This is a genomic window from Bizionia sediminis (assembly GCF_042684585.1).
In the GTDB taxonomy this organism is placed as follows: Bacteria; Bacteroidota; Bacteroidia; order Flavobacteriales; family Flavobacteriaceae; genus Algorimicrobium; species Algorimicrobium sediminis.
This window is the reverse complement of sequence record NZ_JBHULS010000004.1, coordinates 40,853-66,830: the sequence shown is the minus strand read 5'-3', so window position 1 is coordinate 66,830 and position 25,978 is coordinate 40,853. Positions and strand designations below refer to the sequence as shown.

General features: G+C 37.3%; 21 protein-coding genes. 4 read left to right on the top strand and 17 right to left on the bottom strand.

The window, feature by feature from the left end:
- Positions 1-3: 3 nt before the first annotated feature.
- From ACFSQP_RS10030 to miaA, 3 genes are read left to right on the top strand one after another with little or no spacing between them, the layout of a single operon-like run.
- Entirely contained in the window at positions 4-1,371 is a 1,368-nt protein-coding gene (locus tag ACFSQP_RS10030; RefSeq protein WP_376894328.1) for an exonuclease domain-containing protein, read from the top strand.
- A 33-nt stretch (positions 1,372-1,404) separates the two neighbouring features.
- Positions 1,405-2,298 (top strand): ion transporter, encoded by an 894-nt coding sequence (locus ACFSQP_RS10025; protein WP_376894005.1) that lies wholly within the window; start codon positions 1,405-1,407, stop codon positions 2,296-2,298.
- A gap of 19 nt (positions 2,299-2,317) precedes the next feature.
- Positions 2,318-3,232, top strand: a complete 915-nt coding sequence (gene miaA / locus ACFSQP_RS10020) for a tRNA (adenosine(37)-N6)-dimethylallyltransferase MiaA (protein ID WP_376894004.1) — start codon at positions 2,318-2,320, stop codon at positions 3,230-3,232.
- A 40-nt stretch (positions 3,233-3,272) separates the two neighbouring features.
- Here miaA and ACFSQP_RS10015 read toward each other — a convergent pair whose 3' ends face one another.
- The 17 genes from ACFSQP_RS10015 to ACFSQP_RS09935 all read right to left on the bottom strand — a co-directional run bounded on the left by ACFSQP_RS10015 (position 3,273) and on the right by ACFSQP_RS09935 (position 25,141).
- A complete protein-coding gene (locus ACFSQP_RS10015; protein ID WP_376894003.1) occupies positions 3,273-3,989 on the bottom strand; it encodes a response regulator transcription factor in 717 nt (238 codons plus the stop codon).
- A gap of 5 nt (positions 3,990-3,994) precedes the next feature.
- Positions 3,995-5,569, bottom strand: coding sequence for a sensor histidine kinase (locus ACFSQP_RS10010; protein WP_376894001.1), 1,575 nt, complete (start codon positions 5,567-5,569; stop codon positions 3,995-3,997).
- 70 nt (positions 5,570-5,639) lie between these two features.
- Positions 5,640-6,233 (bottom strand): dephospho-CoA kinase, encoded by a 594-nt coding sequence (gene coaE / locus ACFSQP_RS10005; RefSeq protein ID WP_376894000.1) that lies wholly within the window; start codon positions 6,231-6,233, stop codon positions 5,640-5,642.
- The gene (locus ACFSQP_RS10000) at positions 6,230-7,192 is read right to left on the bottom strand and encodes a CdaR family protein (protein ID WP_376893998.1); all 963 of its coding nucleotides are present in this window, start codon (positions 7,190-7,192) and stop codon (positions 6,230-6,232) included. The genes coaE and ACFSQP_RS10000 overlap by 4 nt, the downstream gene beginning before the upstream one ends.
- Positions 7,189-8,199, bottom strand: a complete 1,011-nt coding sequence (locus ACFSQP_RS09995; protein ID WP_376893997.1) for a glycosyltransferase — start codon at positions 8,197-8,199, stop codon at positions 7,189-7,191. Before ACFSQP_RS09995 ends, ACFSQP_RS10000 begins: the two co-directional genes overlap by 4 nt.
- A 74-nt stretch (positions 8,200-8,273) precedes the next feature.
- Positions 8,274-10,856, bottom strand: coding sequence for a GEVED domain-containing protein (locus ACFSQP_RS09990; RefSeq protein ID WP_376893995.1), 2,583 nt, complete (start codon positions 10,854-10,856; stop codon positions 8,274-8,276).
- Between the two features lie 241 nt (positions 10,857-11,097).
- The gene (locus tag ACFSQP_RS09985; protein ID WP_376893993.1) at positions 11,098-13,689 is read right to left on the bottom strand and encodes a choice-of-anchor J domain-containing protein; all 2,592 of its coding nucleotides are present in this window, start codon (positions 13,687-13,689) and stop codon (positions 11,098-11,100) included.
- 217 nt (positions 13,690-13,906) lie between these two features.
- Positions 13,907-15,715 (bottom strand): T9SS type A sorting domain-containing protein, encoded by a 1,809-nt coding sequence (locus ACFSQP_RS09980; RefSeq protein WP_376893991.1) that lies wholly within the window; start codon positions 15,713-15,715, stop codon positions 13,907-13,909.
- A 232-nt stretch (positions 15,716-15,947) separates the two neighbouring features.
- Complete coding sequence (locus tag ACFSQP_RS09975) at positions 15,948-17,669, bottom strand: FG-GAP-like repeat-containing protein (RefSeq protein WP_376893989.1); 1,722 nt, start codon at positions 17,667-17,669, stop codon at positions 15,948-15,950.
- A 131-nt stretch (positions 17,670-17,800) separates the two neighbouring features.
- Complete coding sequence (locus tag ACFSQP_RS09970) at positions 17,801-18,616, bottom strand: enoyl-ACP reductase FabI (RefSeq protein WP_376893987.1); 816 nt, start codon at positions 18,614-18,616, stop codon at positions 17,801-17,803.
- 46 nt (positions 18,617-18,662) lie between these two features.
- Positions 18,663-20,315 carry a DNA repair protein RecN gene (gene recN, locus ACFSQP_RS09965; RefSeq protein WP_376893985.1) on the bottom strand — a complete coding sequence of 551 codons (1,653 nt, stop codon included), beginning with the start codon at positions 20,313-20,315 and terminating at the stop codon, positions 18,663-18,665.
- A gap of 59 nt (positions 20,316-20,374) precedes the next feature.
- A complete protein-coding gene (porD, locus tag ACFSQP_RS09960; RefSeq protein WP_376893983.1) occupies positions 20,375-21,262 on the bottom strand; it encodes a type IX secretion system protein PorD in 888 nt (295 codons plus the stop codon).
- Positions 21,255-22,466 (bottom strand): bifunctional phosphopantothenoylcysteine decarboxylase/phosphopantothenate--cysteine ligase CoaBC, encoded by a 1,212-nt coding sequence (gene coaBC, locus ACFSQP_RS09955; RefSeq protein ID WP_376893981.1) that lies wholly within the window; start codon positions 22,464-22,466, stop codon positions 21,255-21,257. Before coaBC ends, porD begins: the two co-directional genes overlap by 8 nt.
- A gap of 6 nt (positions 22,467-22,472) precedes the next feature.
- Positions 22,473-22,802, bottom strand: a complete 330-nt coding sequence (locus ACFSQP_RS09950) for a DNA-directed RNA polymerase subunit omega (protein WP_376893979.1) — start codon at positions 22,800-22,802, stop codon at positions 22,473-22,475.
- An 11-nt stretch (positions 22,803-22,813) separates the two neighbouring features.
- Positions 22,814-23,626 carry an outer membrane protein assembly factor BamD gene (locus ACFSQP_RS09945; protein WP_376893977.1) on the bottom strand — a complete coding sequence of 271 codons (813 nt, stop codon included), beginning with the start codon at positions 23,624-23,626 and terminating at the stop codon, positions 22,814-22,816.
- Between the two features lie 95 nt (positions 23,627-23,721).
- Positions 23,722-24,621 (bottom strand): 4-hydroxy-tetrahydrodipicolinate synthase, encoded by a 900-nt coding sequence (dapA, locus tag ACFSQP_RS09940; protein WP_376893975.1) that lies wholly within the window; start codon positions 24,619-24,621, stop codon positions 23,722-23,724.
- Positions 24,611-25,141, bottom strand: coding sequence for a DUF6913 domain-containing protein (locus tag ACFSQP_RS09935; RefSeq protein ID WP_376893974.1), 531 nt, complete (start codon positions 25,139-25,141; stop codon positions 24,611-24,613). The genes dapA and ACFSQP_RS09935 overlap by 11 nt, the downstream gene beginning before the upstream one ends.
- A gap of 70 nt (positions 25,142-25,211) precedes the next feature.
- Here ACFSQP_RS09935 and ACFSQP_RS09930 point away from each other — a divergent pair, with 70 nt between their 5' ends.
- Complete coding sequence (locus ACFSQP_RS09930; protein ID WP_376893972.1) at positions 25,212-25,973, top strand: 5'-nucleotidase C-terminal domain-containing protein; 762 nt, start codon at positions 25,212-25,214, stop codon at positions 25,971-25,973.
- Positions 25,974-25,978 lie beyond the last annotated feature (5 nt).

The window sequence follows — 25,978 nt, the reverse complement described above, 5'->3', positions numbered from 1 at the left end:
ACTATTTACGCAATTTTAGACATAGAAACCACAGGTGGCAAGTATAATGAAGAAGGTATAACCGAGATAGCCATTTATAAATTTGATGGACACCAGGTAGTCGATCAGTTTAGCAGTTTGGTAAATCCAGAACGCCCAATTCAGCCTTATGTTGTAAACCTTACGGGCATAAATAATGGTATGCTAAAAACAGCGCCTAAATTTTATGAGGTAGCTAAACGCATTGTCGAAATTACAGAGGACTGTATTATTGTTGCTCATAATTCGCAGTTCGATTACCGTATTTTAAAAACAGAATTTAACCGTTTAGGATTCGCGTTTAAACGAAAAACACTGTGTACGGTGCAGTTATCTCAAAAACTACTTCCTAATCAGGAGTCGTATAGTTTGGGTAAATTAGCACGCGCATTAGGAATTCCAGTTAGCGACAGGCATCGGGCAACGGGCGACGCACAAGCTACTGTAGCTTTATTTAAAATGTTACTGGCCAAGGATTCGGAAAAATCTATAATTCAGGACACCATTCAACTGGAAGCTAAAAAAGGTTTGGCAGCCAATTTAAAAACAATTCTAGATAAATTGCCTCATGCTACAGGTGTTTATTATATTCACAATGAAGCTGGCACCATAATTTATATAGGCAAAAGCAACAATATTAAAAATAGAATTAGCCAGCACTTTACAAATAGTAGTCCAAAATCTAAAAAAATACAACGCCATGCTGCCACGGTAACCTACGAACATACAGGAAGCGAATTGGTGGCATTGTTAAAGGAAAGCGAAGAAATAAAAAAACTAAAACCAATATACAACAGAGCTTTACGCCGCAACAGCTTTACACACGCATTATACAGTTTTAAAGACGAACATGGTTACATTAATTTGGTAATTGATAAGGCTGATGGCCGAAAAAAACCCATAACCACTTTTACAAATAGACAAAGTGCCAAAAGTTATCTGTTTAAAGCGGTAGAAACGTTTAATTTGTGCCAGAAATTAACAGGCTTATATCCAACCAAGTCTAGCTGTTTTAATTACAGCATTAAACAATGTTTAGGAGCCTGTGTGCAAGAAGAATCGGCCGAAAACTACAACAAACGTGTGTTGCAACTTATTGAAAAAAATAGTTATACCAACGACACCATGGTAATAATAGACCGTGCTAGAGCGGTAGATGAACGTAGCGCGATATTAATAGAAAATGGTATTTTTAAAGGCCTAGGCTATTTTAATTTAAATTATCAAATTACAAATAAGAAGGTTTTAGAAACTATTATTACGCCCATGGCAAACAACCGAGATGCGCAACACATTATTAAAAGCTACTTACGTAAAAACAAAAAGATAAAAATATTAAAATTCGATAATTAACAAATAGGCAAAACTTATTGTATATTTAGTATTATGGGCAAGAAACAGTATAGAAATTGGCAAGCCAAACTTCACGAGGTAATTTACGGAGCAGATACGCCTGCAGGCAAGTTATTTGATGTTGTTTTACTAATAGTCATCATAGCTAGTATTGTTTTGGTTATGCTGGAAAGCGTAAGAAGCATTGACGAAAAATACCACGATTTTTTAAACATTTCAGAATGGATAATTACCGTATTGTTTACCATTGAATATATTTTACGTATTATTTCTGTTAAAAAACCACTTAAATACATTACCAGTTTTTATGGTATCGTGGATTTGCTGTCCACATTACCTAAATACATTTCGTTAATTTTTCCGGGTACTCACGCACTGGTGGCACTCCGCGCATTGCGTTTACTGCGTGTCTTCCGAATTTTAAAATTAGCACGTTTTTTGGGAGCTTCTATTCATTTGGGTACGGCTATAAAAGCCAGTCGGGCTAAAATATTCGTGTTTTTGTTTGCTGTTATTATTGCTGCAACTATTTTCGGAACAATTATGTATTTAGTAGAAGGCGAAGCAAGCGGATTTGATAACATTCCTAAAAGTATATATTGGAGTATTGTTACCTTAACCACCGTAGGATTTGGCGATATTGCACCTGTTACACCATTGGGACAATTTATAGCCAGTTTAATCATGATTTTGGGTTATGGTATTATTGCTGTGCCTACGGGTATTGTTTCGGCAGAATACACGCGTAAAGTAAATATGGACAACCAATTAGCTGCCAATGCCGCTGCTAATGCCGCTCACGAAACAGCAACGGTAAATGAGGTAGATTTAAACACAAAATCCTGCCGAAATTGTACGGCAGACAATCATAAGGATAAAGCTGAATTTTGCTATAAATGCGGCCATTACTTACCGTCTAAACGCTAATACACCAACCCCAATTTCCATGTTGCAACATAAGTATCTCATTTCTGTAGTTGGTCCAACCGGTATTGGAAAAACCGCATTAAGTATTCAATTGGCCACTTATTTTAATACTGAAATTATTTCGGCAGATTCCCGCCAGTTTTACAAGGAAATACCTATTGGCACCGCTGCTCCTTCAGCTTCAGAATTACAGGCAGCCAAGCATCATTTTATACACAATAAATCCATAACAGATACTTACAGTGTGGGTAGTTTTGAAAAAGATGCTTTAACGAAACTCACACAGCTATTTAAAACCCACCAAATTGTTATTATGGTAGGTGGCTCTGGTTTATATGTAGATGCTGTAACAACTGGGCTAGATGCGTTTCCGAAAATAGATAAGGCCATTCGTATCGCTTTAAACAATACCCTAGAAACCGAGGGCTTGGAAGCTTTACAGGAAATCCTAAAACAAAAAGACCCACAAACCTATAATACCATAGCGCTTCAAAATCCGCATCGGGTTATACGTGCGCTAGAAGTTTGCATTGGTAGTGGCAAACCCTATTCGTCCTTTTTAAATAAAACGGCTAGTAACAGACCATTTAAAACACTAACGATAGGATTAACGGCGCCGCGCGACATTATTTACAACCGCATAAATAATCGTGTAGACGCCATGATGGCGGCGGGACTTTTAGAAGAAGTTACCAAACTAAAAGATCAGGCGCATTTGAATGCACTAAATACCGTAGGCTACAAAGAAATTTTCAACTATTTAAATGGCGATTGTAGTTTAGAATCTGCCGTATCTACTATAAAAATGAACACCAGACGTTTTGCCAAAAGGCAGCTAACGTGGTTTAAACGAAACAGCAATACACTTTGGTTTGATTATAATACCGATATTTCCAAAATTATAGAAGCTATAAACACCCGTATTTCGAAATAAAAAAACCAGCTATAAAGCTGGTTTTTTTTACTATTTTGGGTTAATCTTCAGATTCGGTATTTACTACAAGTCTGAATCCTTCGCCATGGATATTTAAAATTTCTACGTTATCGTCTAATTTCAAGTATTTTCGAAGTTTTGCAATGTACACGTCCATGCTTCGCGATGTAAAATAATTATCGTCTCGCCATATTTTTGTTAGGGCTAATTCTCTTGGCATTAAATCGTTTTCATGCAAAGCTAATAAGCGCAATAATTCATTCTCTTTAGGCGACAACTTAATTTGCTCCCCACCTTTATAGGTTAAAAAACGCAGTTTAGAGTTAAGCTCAAAACCGCCTATAGTAAACTGAAATTGCTTACTATCGGCAACAGTTTCGGTTGCTTTACGCTGCATAATAGCTTTTATTTTCATAAGCAGGACTTCGCTATCAAACGGTTTGTTTAAATAGTCGTCTGCGCCCACTTTGTACCCTTTAAGGACATCCTCTTTCATGGCCTTTGCCGTTAAGAAAACAATAGGTACATCGGTATTTTTCTCACGGATTTCTTTTGCTAATGTAAACCCGTCTTTATACGGCATCATTACATCTAGAATACATAAATCGAAATCGTCTTTTTTAAATTTTTCGAATCCCTCCATACCGTTTTTGGCGTGGGTTACATCGTAATCATTCATCATTAAATAATCTTTAAGAATGATACCGAAGTTAGGATCATCTTCTACTAACAATATTTTTTTGTTTTGTTCTGTCATAACATTTACGATATTAATGGAAGTTTTATAATAAAGGTACTTCCTTTTTCTTTTTCACTTTCTAAAGATATATGACCTTGGTGATCTTCCACCATACGCTTTACGTAGGCTAAACCAAGACCATGCCCTTTTACATTGTGTATATTTCCTGTATGTTCTCTGTAAAATTTTTCAAAAACACGTTTTTGAGCGGCTTTTCCCATACCACTTCCTTGATCTTTTATTTTTATAATAATATTATTACCAACAGTTTCCGTAAACACATCAATTTTAGGCGCGTTTGGCGAGTATTTTACGGCATTGTCCAATATATTTACCAATACATTTGTAAAGTGCGTTTCATTTGCTAATACCGATGATTGCTCGGCCTCTAAATGCGCGTTAACATAGCCTTTTCTATCTTCCACAATTAAATGGATATGTGCAATGGCATCTTCAATTAACTCATGTAAATCCACACGATCTTTACTGATGTTTAATTCATTTTTTTCCAGTTTAGAAATGCGTAAAACATTTTCCACTTGGGCATGCATGCGTTTATTTTCATCGCGAATCATTTGCAAGTATCTAGCCACACGATCTGGATCGTTAATAACTTTTGGGTTTTTAACGGCATCTAGCGCTAAATTTATAGTTGCAATTGGCGTTTTAAACTCATGTGTCATGTTGTTTATAAAATCGGTTTTAATTTCCGATATTTTTCGTTGCCTAAAAAGTTGCAATAAAGCACTGGAATAAGCAATAATTATAATGGAAGTGAAAATTATAGACAACAAGGTCATCCGTATTATGGACGATTGTAAGAATTTATTACGTTTCGGAAAATTTACCAACAATTGATAGTTGTTACGATCAAACTCGTTCGAAAAGATATTGACACTAAACGTGGTGCCCTGATCCATTTCAAAATTATCCGTCTGAATTTTCGTTGCTAAATCATTACTGTAAATGGCAAATTCATAATCTAAATGAATGTTGTCGTCTCGCAATTTTCGGCACAACAAATTATCTATTTGCGCCTCGCTAACACGTTTATGAATAGGAATTCTGCTTCCTAGCACTTTAAAAGCCTCGTCAAAATTTATGCGTTCGGCCGCGGTCATGCGTCCCGTTTTTAACAAACTTAAAACCGGATTGGGTGTTAATTCATTATCCATTGTAGCTTGGTTACTAAATACTTTAGCTTCCGAACTCCCTATAATGCGTTTAATATTTAAGCTATCTAAACCAATGTCAAAGAGCGAAGAAGATAATTTATGATTTTCTTCTAATATGCCACTTCTATATATAAACGTTTCGTTGGTGTCGTTAATTTGGGAGACAATAAACAATTTTGAAATAGCTACCGTATCGGCTTGTTTTTTTTCATCTACCAAGGTTTGGTATTTGTTGTAATAGCTTGTCATTTCGCGCTCTTCAATTTGGCGAGAAGCGTAGGTTAATGCATTTTTTACATTAAAATTAAACTGATCTTCCTCGTTTTTAATTGAATTGTTGATATAATAAGCTTGGACAAATATTATACCAACAAGCGACAGACTCATTAATAACACCAGTATGATGAATAACTTTTTGCTCATCGTTCAAAATTAACATTTTAACATTTAGCTATCTTAGCATTTAACCTTACATTAACAATAATGTTAAAATTTAAGAAGTTTTTGTAGTTTTTAGCAATTTTAGGTGTACGTTTCGCACCTGTTCTTTAGTGGCTTGAAGGTCTATATTTTCAATAACAAACGACGCTTTTTTGCGTTTTTCTGCATCTGGCATTTGGTTGGCTATAATAGCACGAACTTGAGCTTCAGTTTTACCATCGCGCGCTATAACACGCGAAATTCTTATTGGTTCTGGCGCAGTTACCAATATGGTATAATGGCAGGCTGCATCGGCACCGTGTTCAAATAAAATAGCCGATTCTTTTATAACATAAGGGCCCTGTTGATTTAAAACCCAATTATTAAAATGTTTGGCCACTATGGGGTGTACTAGTTTATTCATTTGCTGTAGTAACGCCTTATTGTTAAAAATGGCTTCAGCAATATAAGTTTTATTTAACGCCTCATTTATATACGCTTGGCTACCAAATAATGCAGTTAGTTGTTTGCGCAATGTTTCCGATTTATTCATTAGCATTTTAGCTTCCTCATCTGCAATATACACAGGCACACCCATCTCCTTAAAAAATGAGGCTGCCGTTGTTTTTCCGCTGCCAATTCCGCCTGTTAATCCCACTATTTTCATTTTGTTATTAAATACTCAATATGATCCTGATTAATTTTTACATGCTTTAATCCCTCGGGCTGTTTCACTAATTTAGGCACTAAAAATGGTTGTTGCTTGGTTACTTCGTTAAAGTTACAAATAACTTCAAAATCGGAGGCGGAAATAGTTTTATAATGTTCTAAACTGGTATAATAATAAACACTTACTTTTTTTGGATAGTATTTTAAACTTAAGTTATCTGGTACATTTATAATAGTTACGGGTATTTTTAATTTGCCTTCTGTAAATTTGGTAACGGTTGCCGCCACCCTTACTTGACTATCCGAAAACTGAATTTGATGCTTTGTTTTTGGTAATAATAAAGTCATTGGTACATCTAAATCACTTTTAACACCCTGTTGTTTTAGGGTATCGGTGGCCACGTGTGTAATAGAGGTTACTACAGCTTCTGGTCCAATAATTTTTATAGAATCTGGCGTGGCTTTCAAATTTCCTAAAACATCATATCCAATGGCGTATTTAATGCGCTGATTAATTTTTACAGGGACTTTTTTTATGGCATTTACATCAAAAGGAAATTGTAAGGTGTCGGGTGTAATGTTTACAACCTCAACAGCTTTATCAAATTGTTTCATAATATCCAAATAAGCGGAATGTTTATTCCAAATGTAATGCGTTTTAGTTTTGGTAATGTGTTTACTAAAATCGATTGCAATTTCTGGTTTTTTAAAATAATAAGGCAGCAAGCTAAAACCTTTAGCTTTTAGGGTAATTTGTAATTTGCTGCTACTGTCGTTTAAAATAACCGCCGTTTCTGGAATATTTACCTTATTTATTTTGAAGCTAATGGTATTGGTATATACATTGGACAGTTTCATAACAAGTAACACACCAAAGGAAAGTGCCAAAAACAATACAAATACATTTATTCGTTTATTTTTAAGGGCCCGATGGATAACATGTTTTAATAATTTCATGATTTGTTTTTAAAAAATAATTCAGGAAATAGCTGTTCCGGTGCTTTATTATATAACTTGAGCTTGATAACTGACGTTAAAAATCCGATGCCATAGCCTGTAAACTGGATACCAGTAGCAACCACCGATTGTATGGCAATAGACAAACTTTTAGTTTGAAACAGGGCACCAAAAAATACACCTATAAAATAAATTACATACCATGCTAGCGGATAAACACCAATAAGGGGTGCCAGTAATACAGTAGCTAAAAAGCCAATAAAAAACACGGAAGGAAACCAATAGGTTATTTTTCTGGTGTCGGGATGCCAATAATTGAGTATGGGACGAACTTTTCCAAATTTAGATACCTGCTTATAAAAGGTTCGCCATGAAATGCGTCGTTTGTGAAAAACGTAGGCATCTGTTATCAGGGCGGTTTGGTAACCCAATTTCCAGAGTCTGATGGACAAATCTGGATCTTCGCCAGGATGAATATTACCAAATCCTCCTGTTTCTTTAAAAGCCTTTTTAGATAAGCCCATATTAAAACTTCGTGGCTGAAATTTACTAATTTGATTTTTATTCCCCCTAATACCACCCGTTGTCATAAAAGAGGTCATTGCAAAATTTATTGCCTTTTGCAAATTAGAAAAGGAGGTGTGAGCTGCATCGGGTCCCCCAAAACAATCTACATAAGTCGAATTTAAAAAATTAGACACCGTACTTAAATACTGTGGTGGTACAATGCAATCGGAATCGAGAATTATAAAGTAGTTTCCTTTGGCGTGGCGCATTCCAAAATTTCTAGAATCACCCGGCCCAGAATTTGGTTTGAATAAGTAATTAATAGTTAACTTATTAGCATAACTACTTACTACTTGTTCAGCGGAATTGGTAGAGCCATCTTCAACAATAACCACCTCGAAACTATGAGGGTATTGTTGTTCTACTAAACTGCTTAATAACTCGTCTATTTCTGATGGACGATTAAAAACGGGAACGATAAACGAAAATTGTAGTTGCATATAACAAATGTAGTTAAACCATAAAAAAAACCACCCGTTTGGGTGGTTTTTAAAATCATTTATAAAAACTATTGCTAGTTCTTTATAATACGAATAGTTTCCGTACTGTTAGCAATGGTTACTTTTACAAAGTAGGCACCAGCCTGCAGTGCAGACATGTCTACTTGGCTTGTTGCTGCGTTTGGCGTTGTATTTAATACTGTTTGCCCTAACATGTTGTAAACAGACACTTTTTCAATGGTTTGTTGCCCTTTTATTGTTAACACATTAGACACAGGATTTGGATAGTAGTTAAATGCAATTTGATTAAAGCTATCTGCAGAAAGTGTTGCATTTACAGTTACTTTATAATCCTCTACTTCTCCTCTACCAAAATTTAACGCGCATGCATCTTCAGATGGATTAGAATCATTCCAATCTATCATAACACGCATTCTGTAATCGCCATCTGCAATGCCTGCTGGTACAGTTATGCTTCCTGTAAATGGCCCATTACCAAAACTTGTAGTAGTGAACATGGTTTCTGTTGCCTGATCAAACACAAAATCATTGTTCCAGTCAATCCAAATAGTTGAACCCACTGTACCACTCACAATAGTTGTACTGAAATCGAATGACATTCCTGGTACCACTTCAATAGCCTGCGTATTGTAAAAATCGCCATAGTTATTAGTAGATAAACCAGAACCCAAGTTTGAAATATTGGTATACGGACCGGTAGCTGTAAAATCGTTTATATAAGTACTTGTGTTTGTTCCAGACGGTAAGCAGTATCCTGCATTAAAGGTAAACGGTCCAGCATAACCGCTTAAATCGCCGGCTCCACAATCTGATTGCACGTATAGGTCGTACAAGGTATCTGTTGTTAAACCAGTAGCAGACGCGCTGGTAGCTGTAACGCTACCGCTATCAATAACACCAATACCTTGCGCATTACCTTGTGGCACTATTTCCCAGTTATAACCAACTGGTGTCGTACCGTCTGTAGGTGCGGACCATGATAGGTTTGCACCATCTGGAGACACAAAGCTAGCAGCTAAATCTTCAGGAACATAACAAGTTGGCGCCGTTCCTACACAAATATCAAAAGTTGTGTCGCGATTAGGTGTACTTCCCCAAGTATATACCTGGATATAATATGTTTGTCCTATGGTTAAACCAGTTAACTCGGTACTGTTTGGATCACGGCAAACAAGTGCTTCTCCCAACGAACCGCATCCTGGTGTGGCATTATAAACAGCGTGATACAAATCTGTAGTATTACCTGCTATATTAATTAAAGACACTGTGTGTTCTGTAGAAGTTGCTACAAAACTATACCAAACATCGTCGTTTGGTGTACCAAAACATCCAGAACCTGTATTACCAGAATCTGTTGCACCAAAAACGGTACCAGAAGTTACTGTACCACATTGCAAATCGGTATTAACGGTTAATCCAATAGCATCGGCACATTCATCATTTGGTGGAGGACACGCATTAATATTAAAGGTTCCTAGCCCGTAGTTGCATGTTACATCAGCATGTTCTACTGTTAACGTTGTGGCTGTTCCAAAGGCATAAGGTCCCATTACTACAGTACCTGCAAAAACCTCGGAAGCCGTCCCGTCTGTAACTGTTAACGCATCTGCTTGATTGGTTACAACAACTTCTAACGTATATGTTTCATTTGCACAGTCTTCAACAAGCGTTACAGATGCTTCACCCGGTGTACAGCCTAAACAGATAACATCCCAATCCCAGTCTGCACCAGTTACAGTTGCACAAGATTGTACACTACCATCAGAATCGACAGCAACAGTTATAGTATCGCCAGAAGCTGTGAATTCCAAACCTGTTAAATCGCCGCCGTTAGCGCCTCTGTAAAGTTCAGTGACACCATCACTATCAAAAATTACTAAATCATCACAACAGCTTTCAATATCACCTGCATTGAAAATAACTTTTAAATTAGAACCATCATTACTTTTGTACACAAATTCAGTCGTGTCATTTGGTCCGTAGCAAAATGTTTGGTTTAAAGGTGTGCCACATGTAACAGGCGTTGGGCAATCGTCCACAAAAGTACCTAGAGCAAAGTCGCAGCTAGCGCTTGAATGTATAACCGTTAAATCTTGTTCTGAACCTATAGTATACGGTCCTGCCACTGCTGTTGTTCCTGTAATTGGGTAAGTGCCTGCACCATCTGATACACCCGTAGCATCGCCTACTGTAGAGAACTCTACCGTAATTGTATAGGTACCTGCTAAACAGTCTTCATTTATTGTTTCCGAAGCTACCACACCAATCGTACATGACGGGCAAGCAGCAGTAATCGTACCAGAAGTTATATCAGATTGCGCTCCGGTACCAACTTCAACACCGCCAAAATCTAAAATTCGGTAACTAGTTTCACTTCCGTATGCTCCGCCGCCGTTCCATACTGTGGTAACATCGTCTCCGGTATTTACCGAAAACGTTAGGAGCCCTTGCTCACCATCATTCAAGGTTACCCCGGATAACACAGGAGTGCTATTTACCAAGACGTCCATGGTATTACCGTTCCAACCATCACCCCAGGAATCGTTCATTTCCAAAGTGTAATTACACTGCGCATTAGCTTGCCAAGAAAAGGCCAAAGCTAAAAAGACTAAAAATTGAATTGTAATTTTTTTCATTTTGTAGTTTTAATGTTAATATTATACGTTTAATTGATTAATTGCTCAATTTAGTTTGAAATTAATAGAATAAAAAGATAAACCTTTCGAAATCGACAAAATGCATTTTTTGGGGATAAAAAGAAATTTAGTTTTTTTTAGAAACTAATAATAACCATACAATCAATTATTTAAATGTATTTTAATTAAAAAACAAAAAAAGGCCGTCTAGTAAGACGGCCTTTTAAAATTAAATGCTATTTTAATTCTTAATTATACGAATAGTTTCCGTACTGTTAGCAATGGTTACTTTTACAAAGTAGGCACCAGCCTGCAGTGCAGACATGTCTACTTGGCTTGTTGCTGCGTTTGGCGTTGTATTTAATACTGTTTGCCCTAACATGTTGTAAACAGACACTTTTTCAATGGTTTGTTGCCCTTTTATTGTTAACACATTAGACACAGGATTTGGATAGTAGTTAAATGCAATTTGATTAAAACTATCTGCCGAAAGTGTTGCATTTACAGTTACTTTATAATCCTCTACTTCTCCTCTACCAAAATTTAACGCGCATGCATCTTCAGATGGATTAGAATCATTCCAATCTATCATAACACGCATTCTGTAATCGCCATCTGCAATGCCTGCTGGTACAGTAATGCTTCCTGTAAATGGCCCATTACCAAAACTTGTAGTAGTGAACATGGTTTCTGTTGCCTGATCAAACACAAAATCATTGTTCCAGTCAATCCAAATAGTTGAACCCACTGTACCACTCACAATAGTTGTACTGAAATCGAATGACATTCCTGGTACCACTTCAATAGCTTGCGTATTGTAAAAATCGCCATAGTTATTAGTAGATAAACCAGAACCCAAGTTTGATATATTAGTATACGGACCGGTAGCAGTAAAATCGTTTATATACGTATTTGTGTTTGTGCCAGAAGGTAAACAATGTCCTGTATTAAAGGTAAACGGTCCAGCATAAACACTTAAATCGCCGGCTCCACAATCTGATTGCACGTATAGGTCGTACAAGGTTTCTGGCGTTAAACCAGTAGCAGACGCGTTGGTAACTGTAACGCTACCGCTATCAATAACACCAATACCTTGCGCGTTACCTTGAGGTACTATTTCCCAGTTATAACCAACTGGTGTCGTACCATCTGTAGGTGCAGACCACGATAGGTTTACACCATCAGGGGCCACAAAGCTGGCAGCTAAATCTTCAGGAACATAACAGGTTGGTGATGGGTACACACATAAATCGAATGATGTTGCACCCGAATTAAGTGTTGCCACTGAAATATAATATGTGGTACCTGCCACTAAATCTTCACTTAATGACGTAGAGAAACAACTAGAGTTAATTCGTGTTAACGCGCCGCAGGAGCCCTCCCAGATAGATAGGTAGGTAGAACTAGTTCCACTGGTTAGCGTACGTGTTACATTATATTCACCCGTGGTTGTTGGTGTAAACGCATACCACACATCGTTATAATTGTTAGCACAAGCATTAGAATAATCGGCACTGGTATTTGCAGATTGTGTTGTACCCGACACGGTATTGCTACAATTACTATCTCCGGATTCCGTAATAACTTCAGCATTTGCACAATCGTTGTTTGCTGGTGGAGCAGGTGGTGTACCTACACATACCGTAAAGCTTGATCTCGTTGAATCAGACGAGCTCCATGTGTAAATTCTGAAATAATAGGTGTTTCCGGCAGTTAAGTTATTAACTGCTACTGGCGAATTTGGCGTATCCTGACAAACTAAACTAACGACACCGCAAGCGTCGAATACTTCGGTTACAATATCGGGAGTTCCACTTGTATTGTTTATTATAATAGTATGTAAGCTAGTAGTAGCCGTAAACGAATACCACACATCGTCGTTAGCATTTCCTAAACAACCAGGAAGGCTTTGTGTTGCTCCCATAGTGCTGCCTGCCACAGGATTTAAACAATTTAAATCGCTTTCTACTATTAAGGAGGTGGCTGTTGCACAATCGTCGTTAACTGGAGGTCCAAAGGCTAAAAACGATACGGGTCCTGCCCACTCGCTTAAACCGTTAGCATCGCAATTAGACTGTACGTAAAAATCATAGGCCTCGCCAGCTGTTAAGCCAGTGGCTGTATCAGTTATAACACCTCCTGCGGTGCTTCCTAATGCAACTGGTGTATTTAGGTCTGGATTCTCTCCGGAAGCCATTACTGCCCAATTATAACCTAACGTCGCGCCTGGCTCATCGTCCCAAGATAACGCTGCTGTAGTATTACCACTAAGTACGGTTGCATCTAAATTAGAAGGCGCCAAGCAACTTGGAAGGGGACCATTTACAAAAAGATCGGCATAAAGTGCAAACTCGTCCGTGCCAGTAGCACGAAGCGCTACGTAAATAGTTTGCCCCACATAAGCAGACAAATTAAGTGCTACTTCTGTCCACGCATTTGGTGCTAGAGAAGATGCCTGTAAGGTAGTTGTAAAAGATGTGGCATTGGTGTTAGTTGTAGATAACAACACCTCATAAGATTCTAGAAAGATACTAGATCTTGACTTTACGTAAAACGATAATGCATCGTTTACACCAGCAGCCACTGTTATTGGTGGTGTAATTAAATAGTCGTCGTGTGCCACACTATTAAATTCAATAGCGGCAACACCAGTACCGTCAAAAGCGCCGCCAGCTGGGCTAGTGGAATGTGCCCAAGCGTTGCTACCACCGCCATTAATTATGGTCCATGGCGCTGGAATTCCTGTTTCAAAACTTTCCGAGAATTGTGCTTGTGCCTGCCATGAGAAGGCAAAAACCAAAACTGCGAAAAATTGCATTGTAATGTTTTTCATGTCTTTGTGTTTTTGGTTAAAATGTTATTTGATTAATTTCCTAAATTATCACTAAAAAAACGAATTTAGAAACAAAAAACCGCCTATTCGATTAAAAGCACTTTAAATAGACGAGATGGTTTTAATTAACTTAAATAATTTATTATCAGCACCTTATGGTTTACTTAATAAAAAAAGGACTCGTTTTATGTACAAGCCCTTTTTTTTTGTGTTAAAACTAATTTTTAATTACCCGGAGAGTCTCTGTGCCAGATGCGGTATTAATTTTTACCACATAAACACCAGACTGTAAATTAGACATGTCCAGTTTATGATACACTTCATTTGGCGTAGCGCGCAATACTGCCTGACCTAACAAATTAAACACAGAAAGACTCTGAATAGTTTGTGTTCCTTCAACTGTTAATAGGTTGGTAACCGGGTTTGGATAATATGTAAAACCATTAGCTTGCTGAAATTCATTTGTACTCAAGGATTCTACTGTTATATCCAAGGTATACGCTGTAGATTGTGGCGCTGGCCATGACGAAATTACCACATAATACGTAGTTCCTGCAGTTAAGTTAATGGCTGGCAGACTTCTGGTAGTTCCAGATGTAGCGGTGTGATATGCTACTACAGATGTAAATGGGCATCCTTCAAAAAGCCAAAAACCAATCCAATCATCTAAAGTCTCGCTTAAATTAAAATTATACGTCCCATCTGCATCTGGTGTAAATTGGTACACTACATCATCGCCAGTAATGTAGTAAGTAGATCCAGTACCATCCGTATATTGTGCGGTACTTATATCGGGCACATCTGTACGCTCGTAATCATCACCATAAAGCGCCGTATTGTCTGTGGTATTATATGGCAGACTAGACACTACAATAGCATTTTCGCAAACAGCGCCAGTTGGTGCGGGACCGGTGGTAAAACTCCAAACAGGACAGCCTTCGGCTTCGGTGGTCTCATTTACTGGCTTTATAATCCAATAGAGCTCTAAATCATAACCTGACAAAGTAAGTTCTGCTGTGGTTTCTGTAAAATTACCAATTAAACCATAATCATCGCCTGAAGGTGTTTCGCCCGCATACAAATTATAAGAGGTTGGTGTTGGTCCCGTGGTAGGCGCCTCCCACGAAAACGTAATGTCGCCCGTAGCTACATCTACAGCACCATCTGCAGGAAACGGTGTAGATGCGCAGTTTGGTGCCGGGGCTAAAGTTCTGAAACCTATAACAGGCGCCCAATTTCCAGTATCGGTGGTGCTACAAACCGATCGCACATAAAAATCGTAATCCGTTGCCTCATTTAATAAAGTTGCATTAGCTGTTAGCTCGCCCGAGGCAGTAGCGCCCGAATCGATGGCAGTACCAGCATCCGGAGCTTCACCTGTAACCATAACAACCCATTCGTAACCTAATAAAGCCTCTGTTACGGCGTTCCATGTAAAATTAGCTGTTGTAAAAGATGGCGTTGCTACAATATTCTCTGGTGCTGGGCAAGTTGGCGTTTCCTCTACCAGAACATCATCCAAATATAAGGCAGCACCATCTAAACCTGAATAATTAAATAGTACCTGCACGTTGCTTTGTCCGGCATAGGCAGCAAGGTTTAGTTCTACTTTGTAATATGTAAAGCTTTCAAAAACCCCAAAATCGGCTTCTTGCCAAATAACTGTTTCGGTGGTGCCATCGGTTAAGCTTACCGTAAAATCGTAATTATTATTTGGATCTATAGCCCAAAAATAACTCATACTAAACCAAAACACTAATCTTGGATTGGTTGCTGCAGACAAGTCCAAAACGGGCGTTGTAAGTGTTTCGTTCTGCGAATTTAGAGCGTCATCATAATTAACCTCGGCCGCTGCTGTTCCTGAATGTGCATTTGGAGACGTTATCCAAGTTTCGGCCGTGTTTACCTGTGTTAAAGTCCAACCCGTTGGTGGAACTGTGTTTTCAAAACCTTCAGTTAAATACTGTCCATAACTAAATAGACTGCATAAACTGAAAACCAACAATAAAATTGTAATTTTTTTCATGACAAATAGATGTTTAATTGATTAACCTTGAAGATACTTAATTTGGAACTAATTTCCTAATAAATTTGACACATTAAAATCAACACAAAAAATCCATCTAAAAAACTGATCAGCAACATGTTAAAAACTAAAAAAGAAGGAAATTTTTAAGCCTAATTAGCCCATTAGAACCGTTTTTTAAACCGTTATATTTACTGCCATTTTCAACCATTTTTTACGAACCAAAACCTCATTATTCTTTTATAATTTGAAAGGTATTTATAGCCGTTTTAGAAAACACTTTTACCATATACACACCGGTATTTAGAGCAGATACGTCCATTGCTATCTGGCTATTTTGCGCTGCTGTTTCTAAAACTTTTTGACCAAGAAGGGTATAAACATGAACCGCAGTTATAGGAGTAGGCGCGTTTAGCACAAGCTTATTTTTAACAGGGTTTGGGTAGAAACTTACCTTCCAATTAGGTGTTTGCGGTGCGTTTAAAGTATTACTGCCTTCTTGGATATGAATGGATTGATTAGCAGCTACGTTTTCAATATAATCTACTGTACCACTCAACCAAGTAACCCTTATGTAATCTATACTGGAGCTATTACCCAAACCAAAAATTTCTGCACTCGAATTTTGACTTAAATACCCCTCGCCACTAATAGTGTACCGGTATTGTTTTAGGCCATTTACAGAAATTTCTATCCGCGAACCAATACCATCCCTATTGCTTTCTACACCTTCTAAAGTTACTTTTAACCAATTATTTGAAGTGGTGGTTTGGTTTTCCCATAAATAAATATTTTCGTAGTTTATATTACTTACGGCAATATCGGGCAAACCATCGTTATTAAAATCGCCAACAGCATTGGCATAACTTTTAGCAGCATCGCCACTTACAGCAGTTTGTGTATTATTAGCAAAAGTATTATTACCTCTATTTTGAAAAAAGGCTGAAGATTGGTAAGGCGGATTAGAGCCATCGAATTCGCAGCTAACATAAAGATCCTCGTCCATATCGTTATCGGCATCCAAAAACACTGCACCCCATGCGTAGCTGTACAAGCGCGTTCCAGAAAAAACAGCCAAATCTGTAAAGGTACCATCTCCATTATTTCTAAAAAGCACATTACCATCCGCTGGTGTATTGGTAATATACAAATCAAACCATCCATCGTTATTAAAGTCACCAATGGTCGTGGACATAGCATCTATAATTATACCTGTATTGCTAGGCACACTCACATCTGTAAAGGTGCCATCGCCGTTATTTTGATACAGAAAGTTCTGATTAAAATATTTATCGCTAGATAGGTACAAATCTTGCCATCCATCGTTATTAAAATCGAAAAAAGCCGCACAAAACGTCATATGACTATTTAAATCAAAACCAGCCTCTTCGGTTACATCGGTAAACGTGTTATTACCGTTGTTTCTAAAAAAATAGTTGCGTTGGGAATTGGATTCGCTCCTATTGCTTAAAAACAGGTCTAAATACCCGTCATTATTATAATCCCCCCAAGAGGCTCCGTAGGATTCTAAATTTTCGGAAGAAAAACCAGCAGCCGTTGAAATGTCTTGGAAATTTAAATCGCCTAAATTTTCATATAATTTATTAGGGCCATTATTAGCTGTAACAAACAAATCTTTATCGCCATCGTTATCAATATCTACCCAAATTACTTGTTTATGCTGGTATGTATTGGCGGGGATGTTTAAAGCATCTGCTTCAAAAGTGCCATTTCTATTTTTGAAAAACAAGACTGGCGCATTATTTTGTGTTGCTATGGTAATATCGTCCCAACCGTCGTTGTTATAATCGCAAAAAGAAATGCCATTACCCAAATAAGTATCGCCTGCCGTAGCAATAATGCCAGCGTTTAAAGCCTGATTGGAGAAGACAACTTGTGCGGCCATAACATTTGAAACCAGAATGAAGCCTAAAATAAAGTAGTGATTTTTCATAAGCCCGATTTTAAAATATGACTTACCAAGGTAGTGAATTTTTTGTAATAAAAGAAGTGGATTTAGGGTAAAGAAAAAGCGCTGACTTATAACAAGACCAGCGCTTTATAAAATATTTTGAGAAGCTGTAATTACTCTTTTGTAAAGGCTTCCATAACGGCATCACTAACACCCATATTGCTAAAACCTCCGTCGTGAAATAAATTTTGAAGGGTTACCTTACGGGATAGATCGCTAAACAAGGTAATGGTATAATTGGCGCAATCTAAGGCTGTAGCGTTACCTAGTGGCGACATTTTTTCGGCGTATGAAATGAAACCATCAAAACCTTTTACACCACTGCCAGCCGTAGTTGGTGTTGGCGATTGAGAAATGGTATTAACACGCACTTTTTTATCGCGACCAAAAAAGTAACCAAAACTACGTGCAATGCTTTCTAAAAATGCTTTGTTGTCCGCCATATCATTATAATCTGGAAACACACGTTGCGCAGCCATGTAAGTTAAAGCAACAATACTACCCCACTCGTTCATAGCATCTTTTTTATACAGTGTTTGCATAACTTTGTGGAAGGAATTTGCAGATACATCGGTTCCTTTTTGCGTCCAATCGTAATTTTGGTTGGTATAATGATTGCCCTTTCTTACGTTAATAGACATACCAATGGAATGCAAAACAAAATCGATTTTGCCACCTAAAATAGTCATAGCTTGTTCTACTAAATTTTCTAAATCTTCAATAGAAGTGGCATCTGCTGGAATTATTTGCGAGCCTGTTTTTTCGGCTAACTCTTTTATTTGCCCCATGCGCATGGCAACAGGTGCGTTTGTTAAAACAAAGGTACCGCCTTCTTCATGCACGCGTTCGGCTGTTTTCCAGGCAATAGAGTTTTCATCTAAAGCTCCAAATATAATTCCGCGTTTTCCTTTTAGTAAGTTATGTGACATAGTTTTTTGTGTATTATTTACTGTTAAATAAAGTTCAAATATAGTATTAATTCAATAATTGTTTAGCATGAGCCTTGGCAGAAGTAGAAATTTCTGTACCACCGAGCATTTGCGCTATTTCTGTAATGCGCTCTTCGTAGTTTAATTCTTTTAAATTGGTTTGTGTAGTGTCGGCTACATCTTCTTTATATACTTTAAAATGCACCGTTCCCTTGGCAGCAATTTGCGGCAAATGTGTAATGGTAAAAACTTGCATACTTGCGCTCATTTTGCGCATTATTTCACCCATTTTATGCGCAATTTCTCCTGAAACACCGGTATCAATTTCATCGAACATAATGGATGGTAATTGCACATAATTGGATAAAATAGACTTTATAGCTAACATTATTCGAGACAACTCGCCACCGGATGCTGCCTTTTTTAATTCATTAAAGGCACCACCTTTATTTGCTGAAAACAAAAAAGACAAATTATCGGTGCCGTTATAATAGTAATTTTTGGTACTGGTAAGTGTTATATTAAATTTAGCGTTTGGCATGCCCAACAGCCCAAGCAGTTCCTCCAACTCCTGTTTCAAGCCAGGTATAGCTTTTAATCGTTTTTTATGAATAGCTTCTGCTAAATTATACAAGACTTGCTGGGTATTATGGCAAGCCTTTTCTTTTTCGGCTATCCAGTCGTCCAAACGCTCTGTATCGCTTACTTTTTTAGCTAAATCGTTTTTAATTTGAATTAATTCAGAAACATCAGAAACTAAATGTTTTTTGAACAAAGTATTTAACAATGCTAGTTTATTACTAACGATTTCCAATTGTTCGGGATTGGAGTCAAGATTTTCCTGAAGGCCTTCTATTTCCGAGAAAATATCGGAAACTTCAATAAGTGAACTTGTAAGTCGGTTAAAAACCTCATCGTATTTGGTAGAAAATTTAGCTACTTTTTGCAAACTGTTTTTGGCCGTTAAAAGCGCTGCCATAATACCAATTTCTTCAGCACTTAACAAGTGGTTTACCGTGGCTAATTCCTCTTTTATAAACTCGACATTATTTAAAGTTTCGAAGGTCTCTTCTAATTCCTGTAGTTCGCCATCAACTAATTTCGCTTCTTGTAGTTCGTTAAGCAAATACGTATTATAGTCCTGCTCTTTTATGGCTTCCGCTTTTTGCACACGCAACTGTTCCAGCTCCTTTTCCAACTTTTTATAACTGTTTAAGGTAGCTTTGTAGTCCTGTAATTCTGTTTTTATGTTGGCCAAGGCATCAATAACTTCAAACTGATAGGCATCATCGGTTAATTGCATGGTTTCGTGCTGCGAGTGAATATCTATTAATTCGGTTCCTAAAGTTTGTAATTTGCTTAAGGTAACAGGCGAATCGTTTACAAAGGCACGGGATTTACCCGAGGGTAAAATTTCTCTTCTAATAATAGTTTGGTTATCGAAATCTAAATCTAGCTCTTTAAAAAGGTTTTGTAAATTGTATTTAGAAACGTTAAAAACGGCTTCAATAACACATTTGGTATCGCTGTTCTTTAATGCGCTTAAATCGGCACGTTTACCCAAAATAAGCGATAGTCCACCCAGCAAAATAGACTTTCCGGCGCCTGTTTCGCCAGTAATAATAGTCAGTCCGTTATTAAAAGTAACTTGAAGATGATCTATTAACGCGTAATTTTTTATAGTTAAAGCTGTTAACAAGACTTTTTAGGTTTTAAGTTTATGAATAATTTTAACAACTGAAATATAGCGCTTACTTATTAAAAAGTAATATTGCGCCATTTGCTGGAGTACATAGGTGCTACGTTATTTAAAGCAGACACTAAATTAGTAATATTTACATTAGGACCACTCGTAAATATTTGCTCTATTTCATCGCCTTTGGCGTCGAAGAACGTACGCATTAAAAAAGAATTTGGCCGCCTTCTATTCATTGGCTCTAACTCCTGAATAGCGGAAGCTATAAGCGCTTTTGCTTCCTTTTGGTTTTCGTGCATGGTATCTAGCCCTAAACGGTGATAATCGTACAATACTTGTCGGTATTCTTTAAAAGTAGGCGATAGCAGGTTGTCTATTAACGCGAACCGTGTTTGAAGGCCGTCTTCCAACTTCCAACCTTTCGCATTTTCTTGTTGCGAATAATTAACAATGGTTTGTGCTTGTTTTAAATAAGGGTCGCCACCTTGTAAGGCAAAGGTATCGGCATCCAAACCAATAATCATATAAACATGAAAAGCTATAACAGAAACTAAATTGGACTCGAATTGATTGTCGTTGTACAACAAATTTTCGAACTCCACATACCGAAAGGTAAAATCCTTATCATTTACATTGTATACAGGTGTGGTATAGGTAGAGCCATAAACGGGTCTGGAAGATTGCACTTGTATAGTGCCTTTAAACACATCGGAGCTATACTCGGTAATATTAATAAAAATACCAGATTCTATGCGTTCTTGAGGGGCATACTCTTTTTGTGTCCACTGTGTGTTATTTACAAATTCTTGTAGCTGTTTTTCCAGTGTTTTAAAAACTTGTAGGTTTTCATTACCTGTAAACTGGGCATTAACAACCACATTACAATTTAGCTCTTGCGAAAAAGTAGTTATGGAAAATAAACCTAAAATAAGTACAAAAAATTTATGCATGGTATTGCTCTATTATAACGTTCATGATATCTGCCGCGACTTCCGATTTTAATTTTAAACTGAAACTTGTTTCATGTTCGTGGGCGTCAATAAGTGTGACCTTATTAGTATCCGTTGAAAATCCTGCGCCTTTATCTTGTAACGAATTTAATACAATTAAATTTAAATTTTTAGCCTTTAATTTTTCTTTTGCATGTTTTAGGGCATTTGTGGTTTCCAAAGCAAAACCTACCAAAAACTGCTGTTCTTTAATAGCGCCTAAAGAAGCTAAAATATCTTGGGTTTTTTCAAGTTCTAGGGTTAGGTTTTCCGATTTTTTCTTAATTTTTTGTGTAGCAACTTGTTTGGGCTTGTAATCTGCTACAGCAGCGGCTAATATTGCAATATGACAATCTTTAAAGTGGTTGTGAGCGGCTTGATACATTTGGGCTGCAGAAACCACCGGTATAACGCTAACCAAGTTATGATTTATTTGTTGCTGGGTAGGTCCCGCAATAAGCACCACTTGGGCGCCTAAATTAGCGGCGGCTTTAGCTACTTCGAAACCCATTTTACCGCTGGAGTGATTACCAATAAATCGTACTGGATCTATGGCTTCATAGGTTGGTCCGGCTGTAATAAGTACTTTCCGCCCACGAAGCGGCATGTTGCTTAACAAATGATCTTCTATAAAACGTACAATATCCTCTGGCTCTGCCATTCGGCCCTGCCCTACTAATCCACTAGCTAGCTCGCCCGATGTAGCCGGAATCATAACATTTCCAAAGCTTTGTAAGGTGTCGAAACTAGTTTTAGAGGACGGATGCTTGTACATATCTAAATCCATGGCAGGCGCAAAATACACCGGACATTTAGCCGATAAATAGGTTGCTAACAATAAGTTATCGCATACGCCATTTGCCATTTTAGCGAGGGTGTGTGCCGTGGCAGGCGCAATAAGAAATAAGTCGGCCCAAAGACCAAGCTCCACATGGTTATTCCAGGTTTCATTGTCGTCCTCTGGATTTGTAAATGAGGACAATACCGGATTTTTGGAAAGAGTAGATAATGTAAGCGGTGTAACAAATTCTTTTGAAGCAGGCGTCATAACAACTTTTACGTGAGCACCTGCTTTTATAAAACACCGCACTAATGATGCCGTTTTATAAGCAGCTATACCAGCACTTATGCCGAGTAATACGTTTTTACCGCTTAAAATGGACATATTGGTTTAGGCTTGAGTATCGTCCGCTGTATTTCTGTAGTAAATTTTACCATCTAACCATTCTTGTACGGCCAGGGCATGTGGCTTTGGTAATTTTTCATAGAATTTAGACACTTCTATTTGTTCTTTGTTCTCGAAAATTTCTTCCAAACTATCGTTGTAGGTGGCAAACTCTTCTAACTTTTCAATTAATTCCTTTTTTATTTCAGAGTTAATTTGATCGGCGCGTCTGGCGATAATAGAAATTGCTTCGTAAATATTTTCTGTTGGCGCATCTATTTTATTACGGTTATAAGTAATGGTATTTACTGGCGCATTAATTTTCTTTAAATCCATATGATGATTTCTTAACTTTTAGTACTGTAATTTTCTAATTCTTGTTCAATATCCTTAATCATTTCTTCAGCTTGTTCCAAAAATTTGGAATCGGCATAAGACCTCTTAAAGTTATAATAATAGTCCCTAGCATCCTTTAAGCGCGCTTCTTTTTTACTGTAAACGCTATTTATAGCTAATTGGTATGCGGAATCAAACTTGATAAAAAGTGCTTCTTCTCTGTATGAAGTTCCAGGAAAATCGAATATAAAATTATCGATAGCCTTCATAGGAGCTTGAAAATCGCGTGTATAACCCGCAATGGTATTAAATTGTTTCGCTATGCTAAACGCCTTGGTTTCCAGTTTAAAATCAAGCTCTTTTACTAATGCATTTGCTTCGGCTAAATAAGTAGACTCTGGATACAAATTAATAAAGGCTTGAAATTTTTCTATGGCTTCTCTGGTTTCTTGCTGATCTTTAGAGTAAACTGGCGATAACATGTATGCGCTTTTTGCACTTAAAAAAGCTGCTTCTTCTACTTTTTCGCTATTGGGATAGGCATCTACAAAACGTTCAAAATGGTAACTTGCTAGATACCAGTCTTTTTCTTCGTAATAGCTTTTTGCATTTAAGTATGATAATTTTTCGGCCTGTGGCTTTCCTCTATACACGGGTAATATGGCTTCAAAAAGCTTATTAGCTTTGCCGTATTTACCTTCATTGTATAGTTTTTCGCCTACTTTGTATTTTGTTCCTGTATCAACAGACTTCAAGGCCTTCTGATATTCGCTACAAGAACTTAACAGTGTGCAGGTTATAATTATATAAATAAATGACTTCATAGTTTTAAAACAAGGTGCAAAATTAGGTTAATAAATTGGAATTTAAAAATATTTATGCGGCTAAAATACAAGCTATAATTAGGTAAACATGCAGATTAAGTATTATTTAACGCTTTGCTATTTTGGTTTACAAAAGCGGCTATATTTTTTTTCAAAGTACTGGATGCTTCAACTAATGGCAATCTAACGGTTGCCTGGCATTTACCCATTGTTTGTAGCAAGGCTTTTATTCCTGCAGGGTTATTTTCAGAAAAAATAAGACGCGTTATATCCATTAATTGGTTATGTATTTGAAACCCTGCTTCCGCGTTTTTTGCCAAGCCTAAAGCCATCATGCTAGAAAATGCTTTGGGAAATGCTTGAGCGATTACCGAAATAACACCTGCTCCACCAGCCAAGGCAACGGGTAAAGCTAAATCGTCATCGCCTGATATAACTAAAAAATCGGCTGGTTTATCTTTTAATAACCGTAAGTACTGCGCCATATTACCAGCTGCTTCCTTTACTCCAACAAGGTTTTTAGAGGCCTGCGCCAAACTTATGATTGTTTCTGGAGCCATATTAACGCCCGTACGGCCGGGTACATTGTATAATAAAACAGGTTTTGGAGCCGCATTAGCAATAGCCAAAAAATGCGCCTTTAAACCTTCTTGCGTTGGCTTGCTGTAATACGGAGCCACAGATAAAATAGCATCTATATCGCTAAAATCTGTTGCCTCTATTTCAGCAATAACGGCTTGGGTATTGTTGCCGCCTATTCCTAAAACCAAAGGCACACGCCCCTTGTTGGCATGAATAATGGTTTTGGTAATAGCTGTTTTTTCGGTGGGTGTTATGGTAACGCTTTCGCCAGTGGTGCCTGAAATAACAATGTAATCCACACCATTTTTTATATTAAAATCCACCAAGCTAGTTAAGGCGTCATAATCTACCGATAAATCGGTTTTAAAAGGGGTTACTATGGCAATTCCTGTACCTGTTAGTTTATGTGTCATGCTTTGTAGTATTAAATACGTTTAAATATTTTGTAAGTTCGCTATTAAAGGCTTTAAAATCTTGAATAGGTGTATTTATTATTAAATCGTTTAACCGGTAATCTTTTTGAAAAATGCCCACTTTAAAATGCGCTTTAGATCGCGTGGTTAACCATTTTAAGTGAAGCAAATCTGCTGTATAATAGCTTATAAGTAAATCGAAATCTCGATCCAAAAACCGTTGTAAATCTGGATGTTTTACAGCACCATTCCACCCGATGTCTTTACAATAAAAACAACCCGATTCCCTAGCCACGGCTTCATCCTTTTCTGTGGAATAACAAATAACGTGTAAGTTATTGGCGGCCAAATGCAAACTAGAGATAAGCGCTTTAAACATATCCATATTAGATACTTCGCCCGTATTTACAAGAACACCTACCTGTTTAACAGGTTGTGGTTTTCGGGTACCTTCGGAAGCTCGCAACAACAACCGAAGCTGTTTTTTAATAGATTTTTCTTTAAAACCCTTTAAAATCATTATATCTTTATGCTTTTTACAAATGTACTAAAAGAACCCACAATCACATATTAAATTTACGAGCGTTTCTATGAAATTACATCTTATAAAAATTGTTTGTGTCGCCCTATTAGTAGCTAGCTGCAAACCAAAGCATTGGCAAGTAAATAAGGTAGTAGGCAAGCAGATAGAAATTACGGACTCCTTAACTGGTAAAGCAGAAATTGAGGCGTTTATAAAACCCTACAGAGACCATGTTAACAAAGATTTGGACAGCACATTAAGTTATGCTGTTGCAACTTATTCTAAAAAAGATGGCGAATTAAACACAGCTATTGGAAACTTGTTTGCCGATGTTGTTTTTGAACAAGCCAATCCTGTTTTTTTAGAACGCACAGGAAACAATATAGACATGGTGCTACTAAACCATGGTGGCATTAGAGCCATTATATCCGAAGGACCTGTAAGTGCACGCACCGCTTATAGTATTATGCCTTTTGAGAATAGCATTGTTGTTGTAGGTTTAAAAGGCAGTCAAATTAATGAGTTAATTACCTATTTAGCCCAGAAAAAAACAGCACATCCCATTGCCAAATTACAGTTGGTATTGGATTCTAATTACCAGGTTAAAACAGCTACTATTTCGGGGAACCCTATAAATCCGGAGCACACCTATTATGTAGCAACAAACGACTATTTGTATAGCGGCGGCGACAATATGAGCTTTTTTAAACCAAACGAATCGGTTGCGGTTTTAAACTACAAAATACGCCACGCACTAATTGACTATTTTAAAAAAACGGATACTATTAATCCCATTTCCGATAACCGGTTTATAAAACTGAATAATTAAACTTC

Bases quoted from the DNA above. Each gene is read 5' to 3' on its own strand.
- ACFSQP_RS09990 (WP_376893995.1), bottom strand. From the start codon at position 10,856: ATGAAAAAAATTACAATTCAATTTTTAGTCTTTTTAGCTTTGGCCTTT.
- ACFSQP_RS09980 (WP_376893991.1), bottom strand. From the start codon at position 15,715: ATGAAAAAAATTACAATTTTATTGTTGGTTTTCAGTTTATGCAGTCTA.
- miaA (WP_376894004.1), top strand. From the start codon at position 2,318: ATGTTGCAACATAAGTATCTCATTTCTGTAGTTGGTCCAACCGGTATT.
- ACFSQP_RS09975 (WP_376893989.1), bottom strand. From the start codon at position 17,669: ATGAAAAATCACTACTTTATTTTAGGCTTCATTCTGGTTTCAAATGTT.
- ACFSQP_RS09995 (WP_376893997.1), bottom strand. From the start codon at position 8,199: ATGCAACTACAATTTTCGTTTATCGTTCCCGTTTTTAATCGTCCATCA.
- ACFSQP_RS09970 (WP_376893987.1), bottom strand. From the start codon at position 18,616: ATGTCACATAACTTACTAAAAGGAAAACGCGGAATTATATTTGGAGCT.
- porD (WP_376893983.1), bottom strand. From the start codon at position 21,262: ATGCATAAATTTTTTGTACTTATTTTAGGTTTATTTTCCATAACTACT.
- coaBC (WP_376893981.1), bottom strand. From the start codon at position 22,466: ATGTCCATTTTAAGCGGTAAAAACGTATTACTCGGCATAAGTGCTGGT.
- ACFSQP_RS09985 (WP_376893993.1), bottom strand. From the start codon at position 13,689: ATGAAAAACATTACAATGCAATTTTTCGCAGTTTTGGTTTTTGCCTTC.
- ACFSQP_RS10015 (WP_376894003.1), bottom strand. From the start codon at position 3,989: ATGACAGAACAAAACAAAAAAATATTGTTAGTAGAAGATGATCCTAAC.
- ACFSQP_RS10010 (WP_376894001.1), bottom strand. From the start codon at position 5,569: ATGAGCAAAAAGTTATTCATCATACTGGTGTTATTAATGAGTCTGTCG.
- ACFSQP_RS09945 (WP_376893977.1), bottom strand. From the start codon at position 23,626: ATGAAGTCATTTATTTATATAATTATAACCTGCACACTGTTAAGTTCT.
- ACFSQP_RS10000 (WP_376893998.1), bottom strand. From the start codon at position 7,192: ATGAAATTATTAAAACATGTTATCCATCGGGCCCTTAAAAATAAACGA.
- dapA (WP_376893975.1), bottom strand. From the start codon at position 24,621: ATGACACATAAACTAACAGGTACAGGAATTGCCATAGTAACCCCTTTT.
- coaE (WP_376894000.1), bottom strand. From the start codon at position 6,233: ATGAAAATAGTGGGATTAACAGGCGGAATTGGCAGCGGAAAAACAACG.
- ACFSQP_RS10025 (WP_376894005.1), top strand. From the start codon at position 1,405: ATGGGCAAGAAACAGTATAGAAATTGGCAAGCCAAACTTCACGAGGTA.
- ACFSQP_RS09950 (WP_376893979.1), bottom strand. From the start codon at position 22,802: ATGGATTTAAAGAAAATTAATGCGCCAGTAAATACCATTACTTATAAC.
- ACFSQP_RS09935 (WP_376893974.1), bottom strand. From the start codon at position 25,141: ATGATTTTAAAGGGTTTTAAAGAAAAATCTATTAAAAAACAGCTTCGG.
- ACFSQP_RS09930 (WP_376893972.1), top strand. From the start codon at position 25,212: ATGAAATTACATCTTATAAAAATTGTTTGTGTCGCCCTATTAGTAGCT.